The sequence below is a fragment of the Methylobacterium sp. J-068 genome (assembly GCF_022829445.1).
GTDB lineage: Bacteria > Pseudomonadota > Alphaproteobacteria > Rhizobiales > Beijerinckiaceae > Methylobacterium.
Genome location: NZ_JAKSXY010000078.1, coordinates 76,524 through 96,047, shown reverse-complemented (window position 1 = coordinate 96,047; position 19,524 = coordinate 76,524). Strand labels below are relative to the sequence as shown.

Genomic DNA, 19,524 nt, shown 5'->3' with positions numbered 1-19,524 from the left:
GCCATCCGGGCGATGGTCGACAGCCTCGACAGGCGCCTCGCCGACCGGGGCGGCACCCTGGAGGACTGGCTGCGCCTCGTGCGTTCCTACGGCGTGCTCAAGGAGCGCGACAAGGCGAATGCCGCCCTGGAACGGGCGCGCAAGGCCCTCGCCGACGACCCGGACGCCAAGGGCCGCCTGGACGAGATGGCCCGCGAGATCGAGGGGGCGACGGCCCCGGCACCGGCCGCGCCGGCCGCCGCCGACGAGGCGGGGCGCGCCGGCACCGAGGCGGCCGTGGCCGCCGTGAAGGCGATGCCGGCCGCCGAGCGCGATGCCGCGATCCGCAGCATGGTGACGGGCCTGGATCGCCGCCTCGCCGCCCGGGGCGGCAGCGTCGACGACTGGCTGCGCCTCGTGCGCTCCTACAGCGTGCTCGGCGAGCGCGAGCGGGCGGTGCAGACCCTCGACCGGGCCCGCATGGCGCTGAGCCCCGATCCGGGGGCGATCGAGCGCCTCGACGAATTGTCGCGCGAACTCGGGCTTCGCGCCGAGGCGCCCCGACCGGGGAGCCCGCCCTCCAAGCCCTGAACCAGCGCGCGCCTTGGGGGACCGGCCGCCCCTGACAATCGGTCCCGGCTCCGGCCCTTGACCCCGCCGGCGCCTGGGCCGACACCAGAACCCGTCGGATTTTATCCTGGATCATCCTATCGGGCGCGTGACGCCTTTCTGCAGAACCGTCCGATCCATCGAACCGGAATTCGTCCCGTGACCCGCAAGAGCCGCCGCCTGATCCTGATCGCCGCCTGCGGTGCCGTGCTGGCCCTGGCGCTCGGCCTGATCCTGTCGGCGATGAGCGGATCGATCGTGTTCTTCCGTTCGCCCACCGAGGTCGCGAGCCAGGGCGTCGCGCCCGGCACGCGCTTCCGCCTCGGCGGCCTCGTGAAGGACGGCTCGCTCCAGCGCGGCCCGGACCAGACCGTGGACTTCTCGGTGACAGACACCAACGCCACCGTCCAGGTTCAGTATCGCGGCCTGCTGCCCGACCTGTTCCGCGAGGGCCAGGGCGTGGTCGCCGAGGGCACGCTTCAGCCCGGCGGCGTGTTCCGCGCCGACACGGTGCTGGCCAAGCACGACGAGTCCTACATGCCGCGCGAGGTCGCCGACGCGCTGAAGGCGCAGGGGCGCTGGCAGGAAGGCAAGGGGATGACCGGCGCGGCCACCGCGTCCGAAGCCAAGGCATCGGACGTGAAGACACCCACGAGCGACAAGACCCTCGGTCAACGCAGCGAGCGATGATGCGCAGATCGAACCGGCTCATCGTCAACCCGCAGATCTCCAACCGGAAGGACATCCCGCCTTGCTGATCGAGGTCGGCCACTTCGCGCTGGCGCTGGCGCTCGCCCTGTCCCTGGTCCAGGCGGTGATGCCGGTCTGGGCCGCGCGCTCGGGCGACCAGGCCCTGCGGGCCGTCGCGACGCCGGCGGCCCTCGGCGCCTTCGCCTGCATCCTGTTCTCGTTCGGCGCGCTGACCTACGCCCACGCCACCTCGGACTTCTCGGTCCTCAACGTCATCGAGAACTCGCACACGACGAAGCCCTTCCTCTACAAGCTCTCCGGCGTGTGGGGGAACCACGAGGGCTCGATGCTGCTCTGGGTGCTCATCCTCGCCCTGTTCGGGGCGCTGGTGGCGGTCGCGCGCGAATCCGTGCCGCCGACCCTGCGGGCCAACACCCTGGCGGTGCAGGGCCTGATCACCTTCGTGTTCGTGCTGTTCATCATCACGACCTCGAACCCCTTCACGCGGGTGAACCCGGCCCCGGCGGAGGGCAACGACCTCAACCCGCTGCTTCAGGATTTCGGCCTCGCAGTGCATCCGCCGCTGCTCTACGTCGGCTATGTCGGCTTCTCGATCACCTTCGCCTTCGCCATCGCGGCGCTGATCGAGGGACGCATCGACGCCGTCTGGGCCCGGGCCGTGCGGCCCTGGACCCTCACCGCCTGGAGCTTCCTCACCCTCGGCATCGCGATGGGCTCGTACTGGGCCTATTACGAGCTCGGCTGGGGTGGCTGGTGGTTCTGGGACCCGGTCGAGAACGCCTCGCTGATGCCCTGGCTCGCCGGCACCGCGCTCCTGCACTCCACCGTGGTGATGGAGAAGCGCGACGCGCTGAAGGTCTGGACCGTCCTGCTCGCCATCCTCACCTTCTCGCTCTCCCTACTCGGCACCTTCATCGTGCGTTCCGGCGTGCTGACCTCGGTCCACACCTTCGCCACCGATCCGACGCGCGGCGTGTTCATCCTCGCCATCCTGATCCTGTTCATCGGCGGCTCGTTCACGCTGTTCGCCTGGCGGGCACCGATGCTGCGCCAGGGCGGTATCTTCGCGCCGATCTCGCGCGAGGGCGCGCTGGTGATGAACAACCTGTTCCTGGCAGCCGCCTGCGCCACCGTGTTCGTGGGCACGCTCTACCCGCTGTTCCTGGAAATGCTGACGGCCGAGAAGATCTCGGTCGGGCCGCCCTTCTTCAACTACACCTTCGTTCCGCTGGCGATCCCGCTGCTCCTGATCGTGCCCTTCGGCCAGACCCTGGCCTGGAAGCGCGGCGACGTGCACGCGGCCACGCAGCGCCTGTTCGCGGCGCTGGCCATCGCGCTGGTGATCGGCCTCGCCGTGCTGGCGCTGACCTGGGGCGGACCGATGATGGCGCCCGTCGGCATCGGTCTCGGCGCCTATCTCGTGGTCGGCTCCGTGATGGAGATCGTCTCGCGCGCCCGCGGCTACGGCGCCAGCCGGGCCCGGGGGGCGGCCGCGATCTGGCGCCGCGCCGCCGGCCTGCCGCGCTCGGCCTGGGGCACGGCGCTGGCCCATGCGGGCGTCGGCGTGGTGGTGCTCGGCATCGCCGCCCAGGGCTGGGCCACGGAAGGGCTGAAGACCCTGAAGCCCGGCGAGACGCTCGCCTCCGGCCCCTATGTGGCGACCCTCGACCGGGTCGGGCCCCGCGCCGGCGAGAACTATTCCGAGACCACGGCCTTCCTCACCATCCGCAACGCGGGCGGCGACTTCGTCGGGACCGTGGAGACGGGCAAGCGCTTCTATCCGAGCCGCAAGATGACGGTGACGGAATCCGGCCTCCTGACGGTCGGAGTGAGTCAGGTCTATGCCAGTCTCGGCGAGGTGCTGCCGGAAGGCGCCATCGGCCTGCGCCTCTACTACAAGCCGCTCGTCCTGCTGATCTGGCTCGGGGCCGTGGTGATGGCGCTGGGCGGGGCCGTCTCGCTCACCGACCGGCGCATGCGCGTCGGCGCTCCCGCGCGGGCCAGGGCGAAAGCGCTCCCCCCAGGCATGGCCCCCGCTGAATGACCCGGCTCCTGGGGGCCCGCGCCGCCCTGGCGCTGAGCCTCGTGCTCGCCGCCTCGGGGGGGGCCAGCGCGGTACAGCCGGACGAGGTCCTGAAGGACCCGGTGATGGAGGCGCGGGCGCGCGACATCTCCGCCGGCCTGCGCTGCCTCGTCTGCCAGAACCAGTCCATCGACGATTCGGACGCGCCGCTCGCCCGGGACCTGCGCCTCATCGTGCGGGAACGCCTCCGGGCCGGCGACGACGACGCGCAGGTGCAGGCCTACGTCGTCGGCCGCTACGGCGAGTACGTGCTGCTGCGCCCGGTCTTCGCCCTGCATACCCTGCTCCTCTGGCTGACGCCGGTCGCGGTGGTGGGCCTCGGGCTGTTCGGGCTCTGGCGACTGTCGCGCCGTCGTGTCGGGCCATCGCCGCAGGGGTTGAGCCCGGCCGAGCAAGCGGAGATCGCCGCACTCACGCGCCGCGATTGAATCGCGATGCCGGCCCGGCGGGCCTGATCCCGCCGCTTGCCGCATCGCACAAGATCAGCGGACAATCCGGACGGTGTCATCCTGATCGAGCCGATCGAACGTCGGAAACCGCTCGCAACCACCTGATTCAAGCTTATTTTGCATGACTCAAAGATTATTTTAGCCGAGCCATGCTCGCAGAGCGCCATTGCAATGCAAAATGAGCCTCTTCGCAGCGCAGCATTTCTCGGCCATCTTCGGGTCTCCCGGTGATACCGGCTCTCCGAACGGGCGCTCCCGGCGGACAGTAACCGGACAGGACACCCCGATGCGCGCACTCCCCCTCGCCTTCCTCGCCGCCACGCTCGCGACGGCGCCGGCGCTCGCCACCGAATTGCAGGTCGCGCGTGCGACCAGCATCGATCTCGCCTCCTTCCGCGGCTCGGCCTATTACACCGAGACTCAGGACGGCTACCGCGTGGTCGCGACGCTGGCCTCCGTGAATTCCGGCTCGGACACCCCGCAGGTGATCCGGATGATCACGACCCTCAACGCGAACCAGACCGTGCATCTCTCCGTTCCGGGCGTTCTGGGCGCCGACGGCCGCGAGACCACCATCGCGTTCTCGCGCCGTGGCAACCGGGTCGACGTCGCTTCGGCCGACTGATCGCCGGATCCCGATCACGAGCCCGGATCCGGCGCGGGCCTGCGAACGCCTCGCTTTCGCCCAACTGGAACGAGACACATCGAGCGGCGCCGCCTCCTGGGGACGGCGCCGCTTTACGTTTTGTTCATCCTGAGCCGCGAGCGTCCCGCGCCATGTCGATCGCGTCGCCCTCCCGCATCCTGACGGCCCTCGGGCTGGCGCTCGCAGCCGCGTGCCTCGCAGCCCCCGCGCGGGCCCATCCGCATGTCTGGGTGACGACGAAGGCCGAGATCGCCTATGGCGAGGGCGGTCGGGTCACGGGTATCCGACACGCCTGGACCTTCGACGCGTCCTACTCGGCCTTCGTGACCCAGGGGCTGGACACGAACAAGGACGGCAAGCTGACGCCGGACGAGCTCGCCGGCTTGGCCGCCGAGAACACCACGAATCTCGCCGAATTCGCCTACTTCACCAAGCTGAAAGTGGGTGGCAAGGAGCAGGCCTTCGCCGATCCGACCGAGCCGCGCATGGCCATGGAGGGCGACAAGCTGACTCTAAGCTTCCTCCTGCCCCTGAAGGCGCCGGTGGCGCAGGGGCGCGGCGTGACGGCCCTCGAAGTCTACGACCCGACCTTCTTCGTCTCGTTCAACCTCGCCGAAGGGACCGACGCCGCCCGCCTCTCCGGAGCGCCGAGCGGCTGCGCCGCCACGGTGACCCGGCCAAAGGCCGACCCTGCGGAGGGCAAAACGGCGGAGGCCAAGCCCGGCATGTCGGAAGCCTTCTTCGAGGCCCTGACCTCGGCTTCGAATTACGGGCTCCAGTTCGCCAACCGGATCATCGTCGCGTGTCCGTAGGCACGGCGCTCGAAGCCGCCGGGCTCCGTCCAGGTCGGCCCGTCATCTGCCAAGCGCTCCTCGCCCTGGCCGCCGTGCTGGTGGCGGCCCTGATCGTCGCGGGGTTGGCCTGGTTGGTGAGCCCCAGCCTGGCGCCGCCGCCACGCTCGCCCTTCGGCATCGGCTTTCGCGAGGCGGCACCGGCCGCGAGCGGGCTCGGGGGCTGGATCCTGGCCCTGCAATCGAGCTTTTCGCGCAGCCTCCAGGGCGCGGTCCAGGGCCTGAAGCGGGACGGCGCTTGGGGGCCGATGATGCTGCTCGGCTTCGCCTACGGCGTCTTCCACGCCGCCGGGCCCGGCCACGGCAAGGCGGTGATCGCCGGCTACATCGTCGCCGGGGAGCGCGCCCTGACGCGTGGCTTCACCTTGAGCTTCGCGGCCGCCCTGCTGCAGGCGCTGGTCGCCATCGCCCTCGTCGGCATCGGAACCCTAGTGCTCGGCGCCACGGCCTCGGGCATGACGCGCGCCGGCACGCTGATCGAGACCGTGAGCTTCGCCCTCGTGGCCCTCCTCGGCCTCGGCATGACCTGGCGCAAGGCGGGTCGTCTGGCCGGCACGGGGGACGCGGTCTGCGCGCCGGGTTGCGGGCATGTCCACCTCACCGACGCGGCGGCCATGAGCCGCCTCACCACGTGGCGCGAGCGGGCCGGCATCGTGCTGGCGGCCGGGACGCGCCCCTGTGCCGGCGCGGTCCTGATCCTCGTCTTCTCCGCCTCGCAGGGCCTGCTCGCCGCCGGCATCGCGGCGACCTTCGCCATGGCGCTCGGCACGGCCCTGACCACGGGTGCGCTGGCCAGCCTCGCGGTCTTCGCCAAGGCCCTGGCCCTGCGGCTCGCGGGCGGACGGGGCCGGACCGGCGCACGCGCGATCGGCGGCCTCGAATTGCTCGCGGGCGCCTTCGTGCTGGTGCTCGGGCTCGCCATGCTGGCCGGGCTCGCGGCCGACCTCGGCGGCTGACCGCCCGCCGGTCGCCTCGCCGAGTTTCCTCGCCAAGTTTCCTCGCCAAGTTTCCTCGCCAAGCCGCTCGGGCCGTGCCAGTCTGCCTCTCCGATGACGGGGAGAGCGTGACGCATGGCGGCGGGCTTCGAGCACATCCTGAACTGGCGGCTCCTCGCCGGCTCACATGATTTTCCCGGCCCGGACGGCGGCACCTGCATCAACGAGGCCGCCATCGTCGCCGCCGGCTTGCCCTACCGGGCGATCCGCGCCTCGGCCGAGTGCCCGCCCTGCTTCTCGCGCCCCCTCGCCGCCTACGCCCTCGGGCTGAACGATGCCATGCCGGATGCTGAGCGGCCCCGGCTGATGGCCTTCGTGCTGCGCCTCGCCGGCTCGGCCGACGCGCCCGCGATCGAGGCGGCGCGCGTGAAGTTCCTGGCGCAGGCGAGCGTCCAGCGGCTCCTGCCCCCACTCCTCGACCATGCCGGCCTGCCCGCCCTCGCCGCCCGCTGCGAGGGCGCCCGTGACGCGCAGGCCGCCCTGGCGGCGGCCCGAACCGCCGCGTGGGAAGGCGGAGCCAGGGCTCAGGCCGCCTCGCAACGGGGCAGATGGGTACAGGGAGCCCGCGCCTCGGCGGTGGCCCGCGCCGCCTCGGCGGCCGTGGCGGCATTCACGGATGCACGCTGCGCCGCGGAGGTCGCGGAAGGCGTGGCTCCGTTCGTGGAGGGCAGCTGGGCCGCCGCGGCGGCGATCCTCGACGAGGCGCTCGAACTCGGAGGCGGGGCGCCCGCGATCGACACCGACCTGGCGCGGCGACGCCTAGACGCCGCCCGCGCCGGGCCGGGCTGAGGCCCGTTCAGGCGTGGACGGGCACGGCGGCCGGATCGAACTCCACGGTCTGACAATTGTCGAGCCAGGTTCCGGTCAGGTGAAAGAAGAACGTCCCGTGGCCGACCACCGCGATACTGCGCTCGGGGCGTGCCGCGAGCCAGTCGCGAAAGCCGATGACGCGGGCATCGAAGAGGGGGCGCGGCTCGATATGCACGCCGCTCGCATCGGGCTCGCCCTCGGCGTGCCACCAGATCTCCGGCAGGTGGTCGACCGCGACATCGGGAAACTCGGTGGCCAGGATCGAGGCCGCGCGGCCGACGTCGCAACTGCTCTCCTGGCATTCCCGGTGCAGCACCTCGACGAGGATGCGCGGGCGGCTCGGATGGTCGCCGAAGATGCCCTGGGTGGTCTGGATCGCCCGGGTCAGCGGTGAGGTCACCACGAGATCGAACGGGATGCCGTGCAGGGCCGCGCGCGCCGCCCGCACCTGAGCCAATCCGCGCTCGGTGAGCCGGGCATCCACGTGACCGGGATCACGCCCCGTGAGGCGGTGGGCGGCGTTGAAGGTCGATTCGCCGTGACGGACGCAGACGATGCGATGGGGAGCCATACCGATCCGGTTCTTAGTGAGGGGCTCGGCGCGAACGACGAGCCGGCCAGCGACAACCCCGATGACGAGCCATCGTTGCCGCGCCGATCGACGCGCTCAGGCGCCAGAGAACCGCGGCGCCCATGAAAAAGGCCCGGTTTCCCGGGCCTCGATCTGGTCGCTCACGCGCGGGAAGCGCTCAGGCCTTGCGGGCCACCGGGCTGCGGCGGCGCAGGCGCACGATGACCTCGACGCCGGCGATTTCCATGCCCTCGGGAGCCTCGGGGAGCGAATCGACGGTGATGCCGCAATCGGGCATGTCCATCACCTGTCCCTCGTCCTCGAGGAAGAAGTGGTGGTGCTCGCTCGGGTTGGTGTCGAAATACGCCTTCGAGCCGTCGAGGGCGAGTTGGCGGAGCAGGCCAGCCTCGGTGAACTGGTGGAGGGTGTTGTAGACGGTCGCCAGCGAGACCGGCACCTTGGCACGCATCGCCTCGTCGTAGAGCATTTCCGCCGTGAGGTGACGATCGCCGCGTCCGAACAGCAGCCACCCCAGGGAAAGGCGCTGGCGGGTGGGACGCAGGCCCGCCCGACGCAGACGATCACGCAGATCCGAGAGCGGGCATCCGCGACGACCAGCGGCCGCATCGCCGGCAGGAACGGAGGCCCGCGCGTTCAGCACGGCCTGCAAGGGCAGAAGGTTGGACATTGGGCTGACGAACATCCCACGTAAAAACAGAGATTGAGCGCTCAAGTATACGGAACCGCCCGGCCCACCGCAACCCGCACGGCGCGCCGGCACGGGACCGCCGGCCTCGCGGGCGACGGACAGCACGGGACGATGCACCGGATACCGGGGCCTGAACCGAGCGCGAAACGGGACGTTCTCCCCGGCCTTCGGCCCGTCTCGCCGAATTCGGCTCGCGCCCGCCGCGTGTCGAATCCGGGTTTGCACGGTGCTGCTTTGAGGCGCACAGGCCCTGTGTTAACGAGGCGCCGATTGTCGCGCCGTCGAGCCCGGTGGGCCACCGCGCGGCCGCAGACTCATTTCGAGGACCGATCCGCTCATCATGGCTTCTGCTTCCGATTCGAACGCACCGTCGGGCTCCACCCCATCGACCGCCGTGCCCCAGCGGGCCTCGCACTATTCCTACGAGGAATTGCTCGCCTGCGGCCGTGGCGAGCTGTTCGGCGCCGGGAACGCACAGCTGCCGCTGCCGCCCATGCTGATGTTCGACCGCATCGTCTCGATCGGCGCGGAGGGCGGCGCCCACGGCAAGGGTCACGTGCTGGCGGAATTCGACATCCGCCCGGACCTCTGGTTCTTCGGCTGCCACTTCAAGAACGATCCGGTGATGCCGGGCTGCCTCGGCCTCGATGCCCTCTGGCAGCTCGTCGGCTTCCACCTCGGCTGGCTCGGCGCCCCCGGACGCGGGCGGGCGCTCGGAGTCGGCGAGGTCAAGTTCACGGATCAGGTGCTGCCCACGGTGACGAAGGTCGTCTACGGCATCGACATCAGGCGCGTGCGCCTGGGCAAGCTGGTGCTCGGCATCGCGGATGGCTGGCTCGAGGCCGACGGCACCCGCATCTACGAGGCGAAGGACCTGCGCGTCGCGCTGTTCCAGGCGCAGGGCGAGGCCGCGGGCGGCTGACCCGGCCCGGTTGAGATCGGGACCCCGGCGTCCTACCTGAAATAGCGCGAAGGTGCGGTCCCCGAACGAGCACCGCGAAGAACAGCCCCGGCGGCGGAGAGCATCGTGTCCATGCGGCGTGTCGTGATCACCGGGATGGGCATCGTCTCATCCATCGGCAACAACACCGAGGAAGTCCTCGCCTCCCTGCGCGAGGCCAAGTCCGGCATCGGCCGATCCGCCTCCTACGCGGAGCACGGCTTCCGCAGCCAGGTCGAGGGTCGCCCCAGCCTCGATCCCGAGGGCGTGGTGGACCGGCGCGCCATGCGCTTCCACGGCGGCGGCACGGCCTGGAACCACGTGGCGATGGATCAGGCGATCCGGGCGGCCGGCCTCGAGGCCAGCGACATCTCCAACGACCGCACCGGCATCATCATGGGCTCGGGCGGTCCCTCCACAAAGGTCATCGTCGATTCCGCCGCCATCGCGATCGACAAGGGCCCGAAGCGGGTCGGCCCGTTCGCGGTGCCCAAGGCCATGTCCTCCACCGCCTCGGCGACGCTGGCGACGTGGTTCAAGATCAAGGGCGTGAACTACTCGATCTCCTCGGCCTGCGCGACGTCGAACCACTGCATCGGCAACGCCTCCGAGATCATCCAGGGCGGGCGCCAGGACATCATCTTCGCGGGCGGTTGCGAGGATCTCGACTGGACGCTGTCGGTGCTGTTCGACGCGATGGGCGCGATGTCCTCGAAGTACAACGACACGCCGGCTCGGGCGTCGCGCGCCTACGACGCCAACCGCGACGGATTCGTCATCGCGGGCGGCGCCGGGGTGCTGGTGCTGGAGGAATACGAGCACGCCAAGGCGCGCGGCGCGACGATCTACGGCGAGATCGCCGGCTACGGCGCCACCTCGGACGGGTACGACATGGTCGCGCCCTCGGGCGAGGGCGCGGTGCGCTGCATGAACCAGGCGATCGGCGGCCTGAAGGGCGCGAAGATCGACTACATCAATCCGCACGCGACCTCGACGCCGGTGGGCGACGACAAGGAGATCGAGGCCATCCGCGAAGTGTTCGGGCGCGGCGATGCCTGCCCGCCGATCGCGGCCACGAAATCCCTCACCGGCCACTCCCTGGGCGCGACGGGCGTGCAGGAAGCGATCTACTCGCTGCTGATGATGAACAACGACTTCATCTGCGAGAGCGCGCATATCGATGAGATCGACCCGGCCTTCGCCGACATGCCGATCCTGCGGCAGCGCCGGGACGGGGCTAAGCTCGGCCACGTCCTGTCGAATTCCTTCGGCTTCGGCGGCACGAACGCGACCCTGGTGCTGAAGAACGTCGACGCCTGATCGGCCTGCTGCCTGAGCGTTAACCCTTCCCCGGAAGGCATTAAGGAACTGGCGACACTTTTCTGCGTTCAATGCATGAATGCAATGCGGAAAGTAACGGCCATGCTTTGGTTCACGCTCGGGACATTTGGCGGTATCGCCATCGCGGGAACCACGGCCGTCTACATCAAGCAGGCCATCATCGACCGGGCCAATTGCGACACGGACGGCTACTTCTAGCCTTCGCGACAGAGTTCGGTCTTCGGATCAGACGAAACCCCGCGCCGGCCTCGAGCCCGGCGCGGGGTTTCGTCGTTTCGGGGCCGGACCGATGCCCCTCGCCCATCGAGCCGGCATGCGATTGGACAGGGCCGGGACCCCCGCGCTAAGCCTCGTTCCAACGATCGAGATGGGCTTCGAAGGCCCGGGTTCTGCGTCCAGGGGAAATGCATGACGGGTTTGATGGCGGGAAAGCGCGGCCTCATCATGGGGGTCGCCAACGATCATTCCATCGCCTGGGGCATCGCCAAGGTCCTGCATCGGCACGGCGCCGAGCTGGCCTTCACCTACCAGGGCGACGCCCTGGGACGCCGCGTGACCCCGCTCGCCGCCTCCGTCGGATCGGACATCGTGCTGCCCTGCGATGTCGAGGACGTCGCCAGCGTGGATGCGCTGTTCACGGCCCTCGATGAACGCTTTCCCGAGGGCCTCGACTTCGTCGTGCACGCCATCGGTTTCTCCGACAAGGGCCAGCTCAAGGGCCGCTACGTCGACGTGACCACGCGCGAGAACTTCTCGCGCACGATGACGATCTCCTGCTTCTCCTTCACCGAGATCGCGCAGCGCGCGGCCAAACGGATGCCGCGGGGCGGCTCGCTCCTCACGCTGACCTATGGCGGCTCTACCCGGATCATGCCGAACTACAACGTGATGGGCGTGGCCAAGGCCGCCCTCGAAGCCTCGGTGCGCTACCTCGCCGGGGATCTCGGCCCGGACGGCATCCGGGTCAACGCGCTCTCGGCCGGGCCGATGCGCACGCTCGCGGGTGCCGGCATCGCCGATGCCCGCCTGATGTTCAACCACCAGAAGGCGCACGCGCCCCTGCGGCGCACCGTGACCCAGGAGGAGGTCGGCGGCTCGGCGATGTACCTGCTCTCGGACCTGTCGGGCGGCGTCACCGGCGAGATCCACTTCGTGGATTCCGGCTACAACATCATCTCGATGCCCCGGCCCGACGTGCTCCAGGCCCAGGACGAGGCCGGCGTCATCGGCGACGCGGTCTAGTCCCGGTTCGCCCCGAACAGGTCCGGCCGGCGGGCACGCAGGGCGAGGACCAGGGTCAGGGTCTTGAGGTCGGCCAGTTCGCAGCGGTCGGCCATGCCGGCGAGATCGCTGAGCGGCATCTCGACGACCTTGATGTTCTCGTGCTCGCCCGCAGCGCCCCCTCCCCCGCTGACCCGATCGCCCGCGCTATAGGCGGCCAGGAACAGGTGGATGCGCTCGGTGGAGATGCCCCCGCAGGAATAGGCCGCGCCGACCGGCTCCAGGTCGTTGAGGCGCAGGCCCGCCTCCTCCAGCACTTCGCGCCGGGCGTTCTCCTCCGGCGTGCCGTCGTCGATCAGCCCGGCCGGCGCCTCGAGCTGCGCCTGCTCGCCGGCCGCGTAGAGGGCGGGCACGCGCAGTTCACGCACCAGGGTGGCGACCCGGCGCTCGGGATCGTAGGGCAGCACGCCGACGGAATCGCCGTGATCCTCGATCTCGCGCTCCGCCTCGGTGCCATCCGCGAGCCGGACCCTGGCGAGGGAGAAGCGGGTCCAGCCGTCGTGAAGGGTGCGCAGGCTGAGGATCTCGGCTTTCATGGGCGAACGTTCCTTCGCAGCGGATGGCAGGACGGCTGGCGGGCGGCCGGTCGGCGCGCCCTCGGAGGTCGCAGCCTCGGAAGACAACTCCGGACGAGACTCTTGGCGCCATGGCCGAGGGCGGAGGCGAGGTCGACCATGCGCCATTCCCTCCCGGGACCACGCCGCCCGCCCCGGTCCCGGTCCCGGTCGCGTGCCCGCGCGTGCCATCCACCATGGGAACCTGTGCGCGGGAGCCGAGCCTCAACAATTGGGCCCAATTCCACAGGGTGACAATGATAACCCGACGATCTACGGCTATCGAAGACATCGTAGAACGCTCACATCTTTCAATATGCCGCAAGCAGATCGACCTGCCTGACGTTTTCATGCTCGGTGCGTCGATGGGGACAGACGATACCAATGCCACGGCACATGCGTCGAAACGAACGTCAGTTTCTCAAACCGGTCGGGCATATCTTGTCAGCTTCGCTCTGGCGCGCCGTCGGGCGGCCATTCGATCGGCGGAACGGCGTCCGCACCGAGGAGCGTCGTCAACCGAGCGAGATGCAGATCGTCGGCATGAACGCGGCCAACGCCCACGAATATGCCCCGAGCCCTGCGCGGACGTTCTGGCTTAGCGTCGGCTCCCTGACCCTCGATCCGAAGCGGTTCACGTTCGTGGATTATGGCTCCGGCATGGGCCGGGCCCTCCTGCTCGCCGGCAAGCTGTCCTACGGGCGTATCGAGGGGGTCGAATTCGCCAGCGACCTGAACGCGATCGCGTCGCAGAACATCGCGACGACCTTCCCCGCGCCGGAGGATCGGGCGCGTTTCCGGCTGCATACGCTCGATGCGACGGATTACAGGCTCCCTCTGGAGCCCTGCGTCATCTACCTGTTCAATCCGTTCGGACCGATGCTGGTCGAGCGGATCGCGGACATCATCCTGGATTCGTACAGGCAGGCGCCGCGCGAAATCTACGTCGTCTACGTCAACCCTCAGAACAAGGCATCCTTCGAGCGGCCGGAGTTTCAGCCCGTCGAGGGTGCCTGGTACGCCAAGTACCTCGATCGGCGTGTCCCATCGGGCTTCGCCATCTACCGGCTACACGCAGCGCCCGCCTGAAGGGCCCCACCGAGCGCGTTTCGGAGCCGCCCGCCGGCGTCACGCCTGGCTCGGACCCACGCTGTCGGCCGCGTAGGCCTGCCGCACGCCGAGGGGCTTCGGCTGGCCCTCGGTGCTGTCGCGGCCCGTCTGACGCTCCATCTCGGAATTGATCTCGGCGCCCAAGAGCACGATGACGATGGAGAGCCACATCCAGGTCATGAAGCCGATGCCCGCTCCGAGCGAGCCGTAGATGCGATTGTAGCTGTCGAAACTCGCCACGTACCAGGAGAAGACGCCCGAGGCCGCCACCCAGAGCAGGGCCGCCAGGGTGCCGCCCCAGGTCACCCAGCGCCACTTCGCCCGGTTCCGGCTGGGACCGTAGCGATAGATCAGCGACAGGCTGAGGGTGACGACGCCGAGGAGGGCCGGCCAGCGCACGATCTGCAGGATCGTGTCGGTGGCGGTAACGAAGCCGAGCCGGTTCAGGATCGCGGGCAGCAGCACGACGGCGCCGGTGGAGACGAGGAAGAACACCACGCTGGTGATCGTGAACAGGAAGGTGGTGGCGTAGAAGCGCACGAGGCTGCGCTTCTCCCGCTCCTTGTAGATCACGTTGAGGGCGTCGAAGAGGGCGCTGACGCCGGAATTGGCGCTCCACAGGGCGATCAGCAGGCTGACGCCCGACGTGGTGCTGAGCGAGCCGGTGCTCCGCTGCGCGATGCGCATCAACTGGTCCGAGAGGAGATCGAGGGCGCCGGGGGGCAGGATATTGGTCAGCAGGCTGACATGCTGCCCGATCACGTTCGGGTCCGAGAACAGCCCGTAGATCGACACCACGGCGACGAGGCCGGGAAAGACCGCGAGCAGCGCGAAGAACGCGACGCCGCCGGCGGTGGTGAGGACACGGTCCTGCGGCATCGCCCAGAACACCCGCCACAGGATGTCCCGCCATCCGGCCTTCGGGATGTCGGTGGGGTCCGTCGCGCCACGGCCCCGGCCGGGCTCGTGCGCGCGCTGGCGCGCCTGCGCCAGTTCGTCCGGGCTGAGCGCGCGGGTGCTGACCGAGCGCCAATCCTGCCCTTCCTGCCCGTCCTCCACCATACCGAGACCTTGCGTCGTCACCTGCCGTTCCCGCGAAGCTTAACCCCTTCGGAGCGCCGCCGTCTCACCCGAGTTCGGGGACCGGTCGCGGTTCGACGACGGCGTGGACGCGTCCGAGTTCCGCCCGGATATGCTCGCGGAAGAGCCGCACGCGGGCGGGCAATTCGCGTCCCGCGAGCGTGACGGCGCGCAGGGTGCCGCCCCGGCTCGCCCAATCCGGCAGGACGCGCACGAGGTCTCCCCTGGCCAGCGACCGCGCGGCGACGAGGCTCGGAATGTGGCCGATCCCGGCGCCCGCCACCGTCAGGCGCAGCACCGTGGCGAAATCCGTGGCCCGCACCGCCGGGCGGAGCGCGATCCGCTCCTCGCGGCCCTCCCCATCCGAGACCAGGATCTGCGCCGCCCCGAGGCGCTCGCGCGAGAACACCACGTCGTGCGCCGACAGGTGCGCGAGCTCGACGGGTGCCGGACGGTCGCGCAGGTAGGCCGGCGCCGCGTAGAGCCCGATCGTCAGGTCGGCCAGGATCGGGGCGGTGTAGCCGCTGTCCGGATGGTCGCCGCCGAGGCGCAGGGCGAGGTCGACCCGGTTGGCCGCGAGATCGAGCCGGCTGTCGGTGATCAGGAGCTCGAGGCTGATCTCCGGATGACGCGCCCGGAAACGCGCCACGAGGTCCGGCAGGACCTCGATCCCGAAATCGATCGACGCCGTCACGCGCAGGTGCCCGCTCGGGACGGTTCGGGCACCCCGCGCCGTCTGCAGCGCCTCGTCCAGCAGGGCGAGGCTCTCCATGGCCCGGGCGTGGAAGGCCAGGCCCTCGGCGGTGGGCGACAGCGCGCGCGACGTCCGCGCGAGAAGGGTGACCCGCAGCACGCTCTCCAGGCGGGCGACGCGCCGGCTCACGCTGCCCTTGGTCTCGCGCAGGAACGCGGCGGCTTGGGTCATGCTGCCGAGATCGACCACCGCGCAGAAGGCCCGCACGTCGTCGAGGTTTCCGGCGAAGGTTTCCGAAATCGCAACCATGCGTCTCCGATTAGCGCGCTATCGCACCGGATGAAACCGGCCTATCTGCGCTCCACCGAAGCGGCGCCGCCCGGCGCTGCCATCCTCGGAGCCCATCGTGATCCGCTTCTCCACGCCGCTCGTCGCCCTGACCCTCGCGTTCGCCGCCCCGGCGCTGGCCCAGACGCCGCCGACCCGCGACCCGGCGCAGATCCAGGCCGGAACCTACGCCGTCGATCCCGCCCACACCCAGGTCGGCTGGCGGGTCTCGCATATGGGCTTCTCGAATTATTCCGGCGGCTTCTCGGACGTGTCCGGGACCCTGGACCTCCAGCCAAAGAACCCGAGCGCCAGCAGCCTCAAGATCAGCGTGCCGGTCGCCTCCGTCGCGACCACCAGCGCGAAGCTGACTGACGAGTTGAAGGGCGCCCAGTGGCTCGATGCCGCCCAGTTCCCGCAGATGGCCTTCGTCTCCACCAAGGTCACGCCCGAGGGCAAGGACAAGGCGAAGGTCACGGGGGACCTCACCCTGCACGGCGTGACGAAGCCCGTGACGCTGAACGTCACGCTCGTCGGGGCCGGCACGAACCCGTTGAGCAAGAAGGTCACCGTGGGCTTCGAAGTCACCGGCACGCTCAAGCGCTCGGATTTCGGCGTGAAGACCTACGTGCCGCTGATCGGCGACGACCTGCACCTCACCATCGCGGGCGCCTTCGAGCGTCAGGAGTAAGTCCCGGTCGGACACCCGCCGGAAGGAGAGCGTCATGATCGAGTCGGCCCGGCCGGCGGCCCCGCTCCGCTACACCCGCGTCGCCATCGCGCTGCACTGGCTCACCGCGCTGGCGGTGCTGGGGCTGATCGGGATCGGACTCGTCATGACGCATGGGGACCTGACGGCGATACGCCGGTTCCAGCTCTACCAGTGGCACAAGTCCGTCGGGATCACCGTGCTGGGCCTGTCGCTCCTGCGTCTCGGCTGGCGGCTGAGCCATCGGCCGCCGCCCCTGCCCGCCGCGCTGCCGCGCCGCGAGCGCGGCGGCGCCCACCTGGCCCACCTGCTGCTCTACGCCCTGACCCTGGGCCTGCCGCTGGTCGGCTGGGCGCTGGTCTCGGCCTCTCCCTTCAACCTGCCGACCATGCTCTTCGGAACCGTGCCCTGGCCGCACCTCCCGGTTCTGCCGGAGATGGCGAACAAGGCGGCGGTGGAGGCCTGGCTGAAGGACATCCACGCCTGGGGCGCCTGGTTCCTCATTGCCCTGCTGCTCCTGCATGTGGGCGCGGCACTCCGGCACCACTGGGTCCTGCGCGACGACACCCTGCGGCGGATGCTGCCCCGCCTCCCGCTCGGCACCGGAGCCCGACCATGATCGCCGCCCGCCTCGTCCTCGTCACGGCCCTGACGATCCTCCCGGCGAGCGTCCGGGCCGCCACGTGGGTCGTCGATGCCGCCAAGAGCCGGATCGGGTTCTCCGGGGTTCAGGTCGGCGCGCCCTTCCAGGGACGCTTCACGCGCTTCACCGCGCGGATCGACTTCGATCCCGCCGCGCCGGAATCCGGGCATGCCGTGGTCGATGTCGACCTGGCGAGCGCAGAGACCGGCGACGCCCAGCGCGACGCGGCGCTGCCGCAGGCGGAATGGTTCGACACCAAGGCGAACGCGCGGGCCCGGTTCGAGGCGACCCGCTTCGCGGCCAAGGGCGGGGACGCCTACGAGGCGGTGGGCACGCTGACGATCCGGGGCATCCGCCGGGACGCGGTGCTGCCCTTCCGCCTGACGCGGAACGGATCGAGCGCCCGCGCCACCGGCCATCTCGATCTGGTCCGCACCCAGTTCGGCGTCGGGCAGGGCCCCTGGACGTCCGGGCAATGGGTGGCGCTGGAGGTCGGCGTCGACATCGACCTGACCGCCACGGAGCAAGTCTCCGCCCCTTGAAGGCGGGGGACAGCCGCGTTCCGTCGCCTCACGATGAGCCCTGCCGTAGCAGTGCCGCAGCAATGCATCCGTAAAGGCCCGCATGGGATGGCCGCCGATCCCTCCTCGCGAGACGTCCCTCCGAAGCGAGAGACGCGATGCCGGGACCACCGACGCTTCTGACGTTTGAAAACCTTGTTTCCCGAAGGTAAAAATCTTCGGCTGCGTCCCGGACCGGGGAGCCTCGGCCGGCGGGAAAGGTTATCCCTCGGTCCGTGCCGTCCGGGCACCGGAACCGAGACGGCATCGCCGGCCTCCGGTGACCGCGTCGGCGCGCGGACGGGGTGCTCCCAAGACACCCCTCCGACACGCGAGAGGGAGAGCCATGCCCATGCCGACGATCGATCGCCGTACCCTGCTCCGAAGCGCGAGCCTCGCGCTCGTGGGAACCGGCGGCAGCGTCCCCTCCGCGCAGGCTGCGTCCCCGCCCGAGCCCAAGGCGGTGCCGCCCGAAGTCACCCGGATCCTCGCCCGCTACGTGGTCGGCGCCCGCTACGCGGACCTGCCCGCCTCCGTCCGCCACGAGGGCACCCGCACCCTCCTGAATTGGGTCGGGGTCGCCATCGGCGGCTCGCACCACGAGACCCTGGACGTCGCGGTCTCGGCCCTGAAGCCGTTCTCGGGGCCGCCGCAGGCCGGGCTGTTCGGGCGCCCCGAGCGCTTCGACATCATGAACGCCGCCTTCCTCAACGGCGTGGCGAGCCACATCTTCGATTACGACGACACCCACCTGAAGACCGTGATCCATCCCGCCGGCCCCGTCGCCTCGGCGATCCTGGCCTATGCCGAGATGAATCCGGTCTCGGGCGCGGATTTCCTCAACGCCCTGGTGCTCGGCGTCGAGACCGAGTGCCGGATCGGCAACGCCGTCTACCCCAACCACTACGATGTCGGCTGGCACATCACCGGAACGGCGGGGGTGTTCGGCGCCGCCGCCGCCACGGGCAAGCTGATGGGCCTGAGTGAGCAGCAGATGGTCTGGGCGCTCGGGCTCGCGGCCTCGCAGCCCGTCGGCCTGCGCGAATCCTTCGGCTCCATGAACAAGAGCTTCAACCCCGGCCGGGCCGCCGCGAACGGGCTGTTCGCCGCGATCCTGGCTTCGAAGAACTACACGAGTTCGGACGGGATGATCGAGGCCAAGCGCGGCTGGGCCAACACCATCTCGACGAAGCAGGATTACCGCGAGATCACCGAGGGGCTGGGCACCCGCTACGAGGCGGCGCTGAACACCTACAAGCCCTTCGCCTGCGGCATCGTCATGCATCCGGCCATCGATGCCGCCGTGCAGCTGCGCAACGAGAACCACCTCACGGCGGAGGCGATCGAGCGGGTGGACATGCGGGTGCATCCGCTGGTGCTGGAACTCACCGGCAAGACCGCACCGCGCTCGGGTCTTGAGGGCAAGTTCAGCATCTACCACGCCGTCGCGGTGGCGCTGGTGGAGGGGGCCGGCGGCGAGCGGCAGTTCAGCGATCGGGCGGTCAACGATCCCGTGGTGGCCGCGCTCCGAGCCCGGGTGAAGCCGGTCGTCGACCCGGCGATCAGGCCGGAGCAGGTGGAGATGACGGTCGTGCTGAAGGATGGGCGCGCCCTGAGCCGCCGCATCGAGCACGCCATCGGCAGCGTCGAGCGGCCGATGTCCGATGCCGCGCTGGAGACAAAGTTCACGGATCTCGCCGAGGGCATCCTGCCCGACGCGCAGGTCCGCCGGGTCATGGACCTGTGCTGGCGCATCGCCGAACTGCCCGATGCCGGCGACGTGGCCCGCGCGGGCGTCCAGGCCTGATGCCGGGCGGCACGTGACGTCGAGGCGGATCGGCATCGACGGGCCGGCCTTCGCACCGTATGGCG

20 protein-coding genes and 1 pseudogene are annotated in these 19,524 nt (G+C 70.1%); 16 read left to right on the top strand and 5 right to left on the bottom strand.

What is annotated here, in order from left to right; genetic code table 11:
* From MKK54_RS12170 to MKK54_RS12135, 8 genes and pseudogenes are all read left to right on the top strand, one after another.
* Positions 1-570, top strand: a pseudogene (locus MKK54_RS12170) (c-type cytochrome biogenesis protein CcmI); the annotation flags it as partial.
* A gap of 177 nt (positions 571-747) precedes the next feature.
* Positions 748-1,278, top strand: coding sequence for a cytochrome c maturation protein CcmE (gene ccmE / locus MKK54_RS12165; protein WP_244011186.1), 531 nt, complete (start codon positions 748-750; stop codon positions 1,276-1,278).
* A gap of 61 nt (positions 1,279-1,339) precedes the next feature.
* Positions 1,340-3,343: a heme lyase CcmF/NrfE family subunit gene (locus MKK54_RS12160; RefSeq protein ID WP_244011184.1), complete on the top strand. Its 2,004-nt coding sequence runs from the start codon at positions 1,340-1,342 to the stop codon at positions 3,341-3,343.
* Positions 3,340-3,810 (top strand): cytochrome c-type biogenesis protein, encoded by a 471-nt coding sequence (locus MKK54_RS12155; protein ID WP_244011182.1) that lies wholly within the window; start codon positions 3,340-3,342, stop codon positions 3,808-3,810. The genes MKK54_RS12160 and MKK54_RS12155 overlap by 4 nt, the downstream gene beginning before the upstream one ends.
* 307 nt (positions 3,811-4,117) lie before the next feature.
* Positions 4,118-4,456, top strand: coding sequence for a hypothetical protein (locus MKK54_RS12150; protein ID WP_244011180.1), 339 nt, complete (start codon positions 4,118-4,120; stop codon positions 4,454-4,456).
* 152 nt (positions 4,457-4,608) lie between these two features.
* A complete protein-coding gene (locus tag MKK54_RS12145) occupies positions 4,609-5,289 on the top strand; it encodes a DUF1007 family protein (protein WP_244011178.1) in 681 nt (226 codons plus the stop codon).
* Positions 5,280-6,284, top strand: coding sequence for a nickel/cobalt transporter (locus MKK54_RS12140; RefSeq protein ID WP_244011177.1), 1,005 nt, complete (start codon positions 5,280-5,282; stop codon positions 6,282-6,284). Before MKK54_RS12145 ends, MKK54_RS12140 begins: the two co-directional genes overlap by 10 nt.
* Positions 6,285-6,398: 114 nt before the next feature.
* Positions 6,399-7,112, top strand: a complete 714-nt coding sequence (locus MKK54_RS12135) for a hypothetical protein (RefSeq protein WP_244011175.1) — start codon at positions 6,399-6,401, stop codon at positions 7,110-7,112.
* Positions 7,113-7,119: 7 nt separating this feature from the next.
* On the opposite strand, the gene MKK54_RS12130 is transcribed toward MKK54_RS12135, so the two are convergent.
* Positions 7,120-7,704: a histidine phosphatase family protein gene (locus MKK54_RS12130; protein ID WP_244011173.1), complete on the bottom strand. Its 585-nt coding sequence runs from the start codon at positions 7,702-7,704 to the stop codon at positions 7,120-7,122.
* 178 nt (positions 7,705-7,882) lie between these two features.
* Positions 7,883-8,392, bottom strand: a complete 510-nt coding sequence (irr, locus tag MKK54_RS12125) for a Fur family transcriptional regulator Irr (protein WP_244011171.1) — start codon at positions 8,390-8,392, stop codon at positions 7,883-7,885.
* A gap of 361 nt (positions 8,393-8,753) precedes the next feature.
* On the opposite strand from irr, the gene fabA reads away from it, so the two are divergent.
* The 3 genes from fabA (at position 8,754) to fabI (ending at position 11,936) form a co-directional block, all read left to right on the top strand.
* On the top strand, positions 8,754-9,335 hold the full coding sequence (fabA, locus tag MKK54_RS12120) for a 3-hydroxyacyl-[acyl-carrier-protein] dehydratase FabA (protein WP_244011169.1): 582 nt from the start codon (positions 8,754-8,756) through the stop codon (positions 9,333-9,335).
* 111 nt (positions 9,336-9,446) lie between these two features.
* Positions 9,447-10,673 carry a beta-ketoacyl-ACP synthase I gene (fabB, locus tag MKK54_RS12115; RefSeq protein ID WP_244011167.1) on the top strand — a complete coding sequence of 409 codons (1,227 nt, stop codon included), beginning with the start codon at positions 9,447-9,449 and terminating at the stop codon, positions 10,671-10,673.
* A 429-nt stretch (positions 10,674-11,102) separates the two neighbouring features.
* Positions 11,103-11,936 (top strand): enoyl-ACP reductase FabI, encoded by an 834-nt coding sequence (gene fabI, locus MKK54_RS12110; RefSeq protein WP_244011165.1) that lies wholly within the window; start codon positions 11,103-11,105, stop codon positions 11,934-11,936.
* Here the strand turns inward: fabI and MKK54_RS12105 are convergent.
* On the bottom strand, positions 11,933-12,511 hold the full coding sequence (locus MKK54_RS12105) for an NUDIX domain-containing protein (protein ID WP_244011163.1): 579 nt from the start codon (positions 12,509-12,511) through the stop codon (positions 11,933-11,935). The genes fabI and MKK54_RS12105 overlap by 4 nt on opposite strands.
* 402 nt (positions 12,512-12,913) lie before the next feature.
* Between MKK54_RS12105 and MKK54_RS12100 the strand changes: the two genes are divergently transcribed.
* Positions 12,914-13,618 carry a hypothetical protein gene (locus MKK54_RS12100; RefSeq protein ID WP_244011161.1) on the top strand — a complete coding sequence of 235 codons (705 nt, stop codon included), beginning with the start codon at positions 12,914-12,916 and terminating at the stop codon, positions 13,616-13,618.
* Positions 13,619-13,657: 39 nt separating this feature from the next.
* Here the strand turns inward: MKK54_RS12100 and MKK54_RS12095 are convergent, their stop codons facing one another.
* Positions 13,658-14,701 (bottom strand): YihY/virulence factor BrkB family protein, encoded by a 1,044-nt coding sequence (locus MKK54_RS12095; protein WP_244011198.1) that lies wholly within the window; start codon positions 14,699-14,701, stop codon positions 13,658-13,660.
* Positions 14,702-14,765: 64 nt separating this feature from the next.
* Positions 14,766-15,722 carry a LysR substrate-binding domain-containing protein gene (locus MKK54_RS12090; RefSeq protein WP_244011158.1) on the bottom strand — a complete coding sequence of 319 codons (957 nt, stop codon included), beginning with the start codon at positions 15,720-15,722 and terminating at the stop codon, positions 14,766-14,768.
* A gap of 97 nt (positions 15,723-15,819) precedes the next feature.
* On the opposite strand from MKK54_RS12090, the gene MKK54_RS12085 reads away from it, so the two are divergent.
* The 4 genes from MKK54_RS12085 to MKK54_RS12070 all read left to right on the top strand — a co-directional run bounded on the left by MKK54_RS12085 (position 15,820) and on the right by MKK54_RS12070 (position 19,459).
* Positions 15,820-16,431, top strand: coding sequence for a YceI family protein (locus MKK54_RS12085; protein ID WP_409564168.1), 612 nt, complete (start codon positions 15,820-15,822; stop codon positions 16,429-16,431).
* A 34-nt stretch (positions 16,432-16,465) separates the two neighbouring features.
* Complete coding sequence (locus MKK54_RS12080; RefSeq protein ID WP_244011156.1) at positions 16,466-17,068, top strand: cytochrome b; 603 nt, start codon at positions 16,466-16,468, stop codon at positions 17,066-17,068.
* A complete protein-coding gene (locus tag MKK54_RS12075) occupies positions 17,065-17,634 on the top strand; it encodes a YceI family protein (RefSeq protein WP_244011153.1) in 570 nt (189 codons plus the stop codon). The genes MKK54_RS12080 and MKK54_RS12075 overlap by 4 nt, the downstream gene beginning before the upstream one ends.
* 370 nt (positions 17,635-18,004) lie before the next feature.
* A complete protein-coding gene (locus MKK54_RS12070; protein WP_244011151.1) occupies positions 18,005-19,459 on the top strand; it encodes an MmgE/PrpD family protein in 1,455 nt (484 codons plus the stop codon).
* The last annotated feature ends 65 nt before the right edge of the window (positions 19,460-19,524 follow it).

Bases quoted from the DNA above. Each gene is read 5' to 3' on its own strand.
- MKK54_RS12155 (WP_244011182.1), top strand. From the start codon at position 3,340: ATGACCCGGCTCCTGGGGGCCCGCGCCGCCCTGGCGCTGAGCCTCGTG.
- MKK54_RS12150 (WP_244011180.1), top strand. From the start codon at position 4,118: ATGCGCGCACTCCCCCTCGCCTTCCTCGCCGCCACGCTCGCGACGGCG.
- MKK54_RS12145 (WP_244011178.1), top strand. From the start codon at position 4,609: ATGTCGATCGCGTCGCCCTCCCGCATCCTGACGGCCCTCGGGCTGGCG.
- MKK54_RS12135 (WP_244011175.1), top strand. From the start codon at position 6,399: ATGGCGGCGGGCTTCGAGCACATCCTGAACTGGCGGCTCCTCGCCGGC.
- MKK54_RS12130 (WP_244011173.1), bottom strand. From the start codon at position 7,704: ATGGCTCCCCATCGCATCGTCTGCGTCCGTCACGGCGAATCGACCTTC.
- irr (WP_244011171.1), bottom strand. From the start codon at position 8,392: ATGTCCAACCTTCTGCCCTTGCAGGCCGTGCTGAACGCGCGGGCCTCC.
- fabA (WP_244011169.1), top strand. From the start codon at position 8,754: ATGGCTTCTGCTTCCGATTCGAACGCACCGTCGGGCTCCACCCCATCG.
- fabB (WP_244011167.1), top strand. From the start codon at position 9,447: ATGCGGCGTGTCGTGATCACCGGGATGGGCATCGTCTCATCCATCGGC.
- fabI (WP_244011165.1), top strand. From the start codon at position 11,103: ATGACGGGTTTGATGGCGGGAAAGCGCGGCCTCATCATGGGGGTCGCC.
- MKK54_RS12105 (WP_244011163.1), bottom strand. From the start codon at position 12,511: ATGAAAGCCGAGATCCTCAGCCTGCGCACCCTTCACGACGGCTGGACC.
- MKK54_RS12100 (WP_244011161.1), top strand. From the start codon at position 12,914: ATGCCACGGCACATGCGTCGAAACGAACGTCAGTTTCTCAAACCGGTC.
- MKK54_RS12095 (WP_244011198.1), bottom strand. From the start codon at position 14,701: ATGGTGGAGGACGGGCAGGAAGGGCAGGATTGGCGCTCGGTCAGCACC.
- MKK54_RS12090 (WP_244011158.1), bottom strand. From the start codon at position 15,722: ATGGTTGCGATTTCGGAAACCTTCGCCGGAAACCTCGACGACGTGCGG.
- MKK54_RS12080 (WP_244011156.1), top strand. From the start codon at position 16,466: ATGATCGAGTCGGCCCGGCCGGCGGCCCCGCTCCGCTACACCCGCGTC.
- MKK54_RS12075 (WP_244011153.1), top strand. From the start codon at position 17,065: ATGATCGCCGCCCGCCTCGTCCTCGTCACGGCCCTGACGATCCTCCCG.
- MKK54_RS12070 (WP_244011151.1), top strand. From the start codon at position 18,005: ATGCCGACGATCGATCGCCGTACCCTGCTCCGAAGCGCGAGCCTCGCG.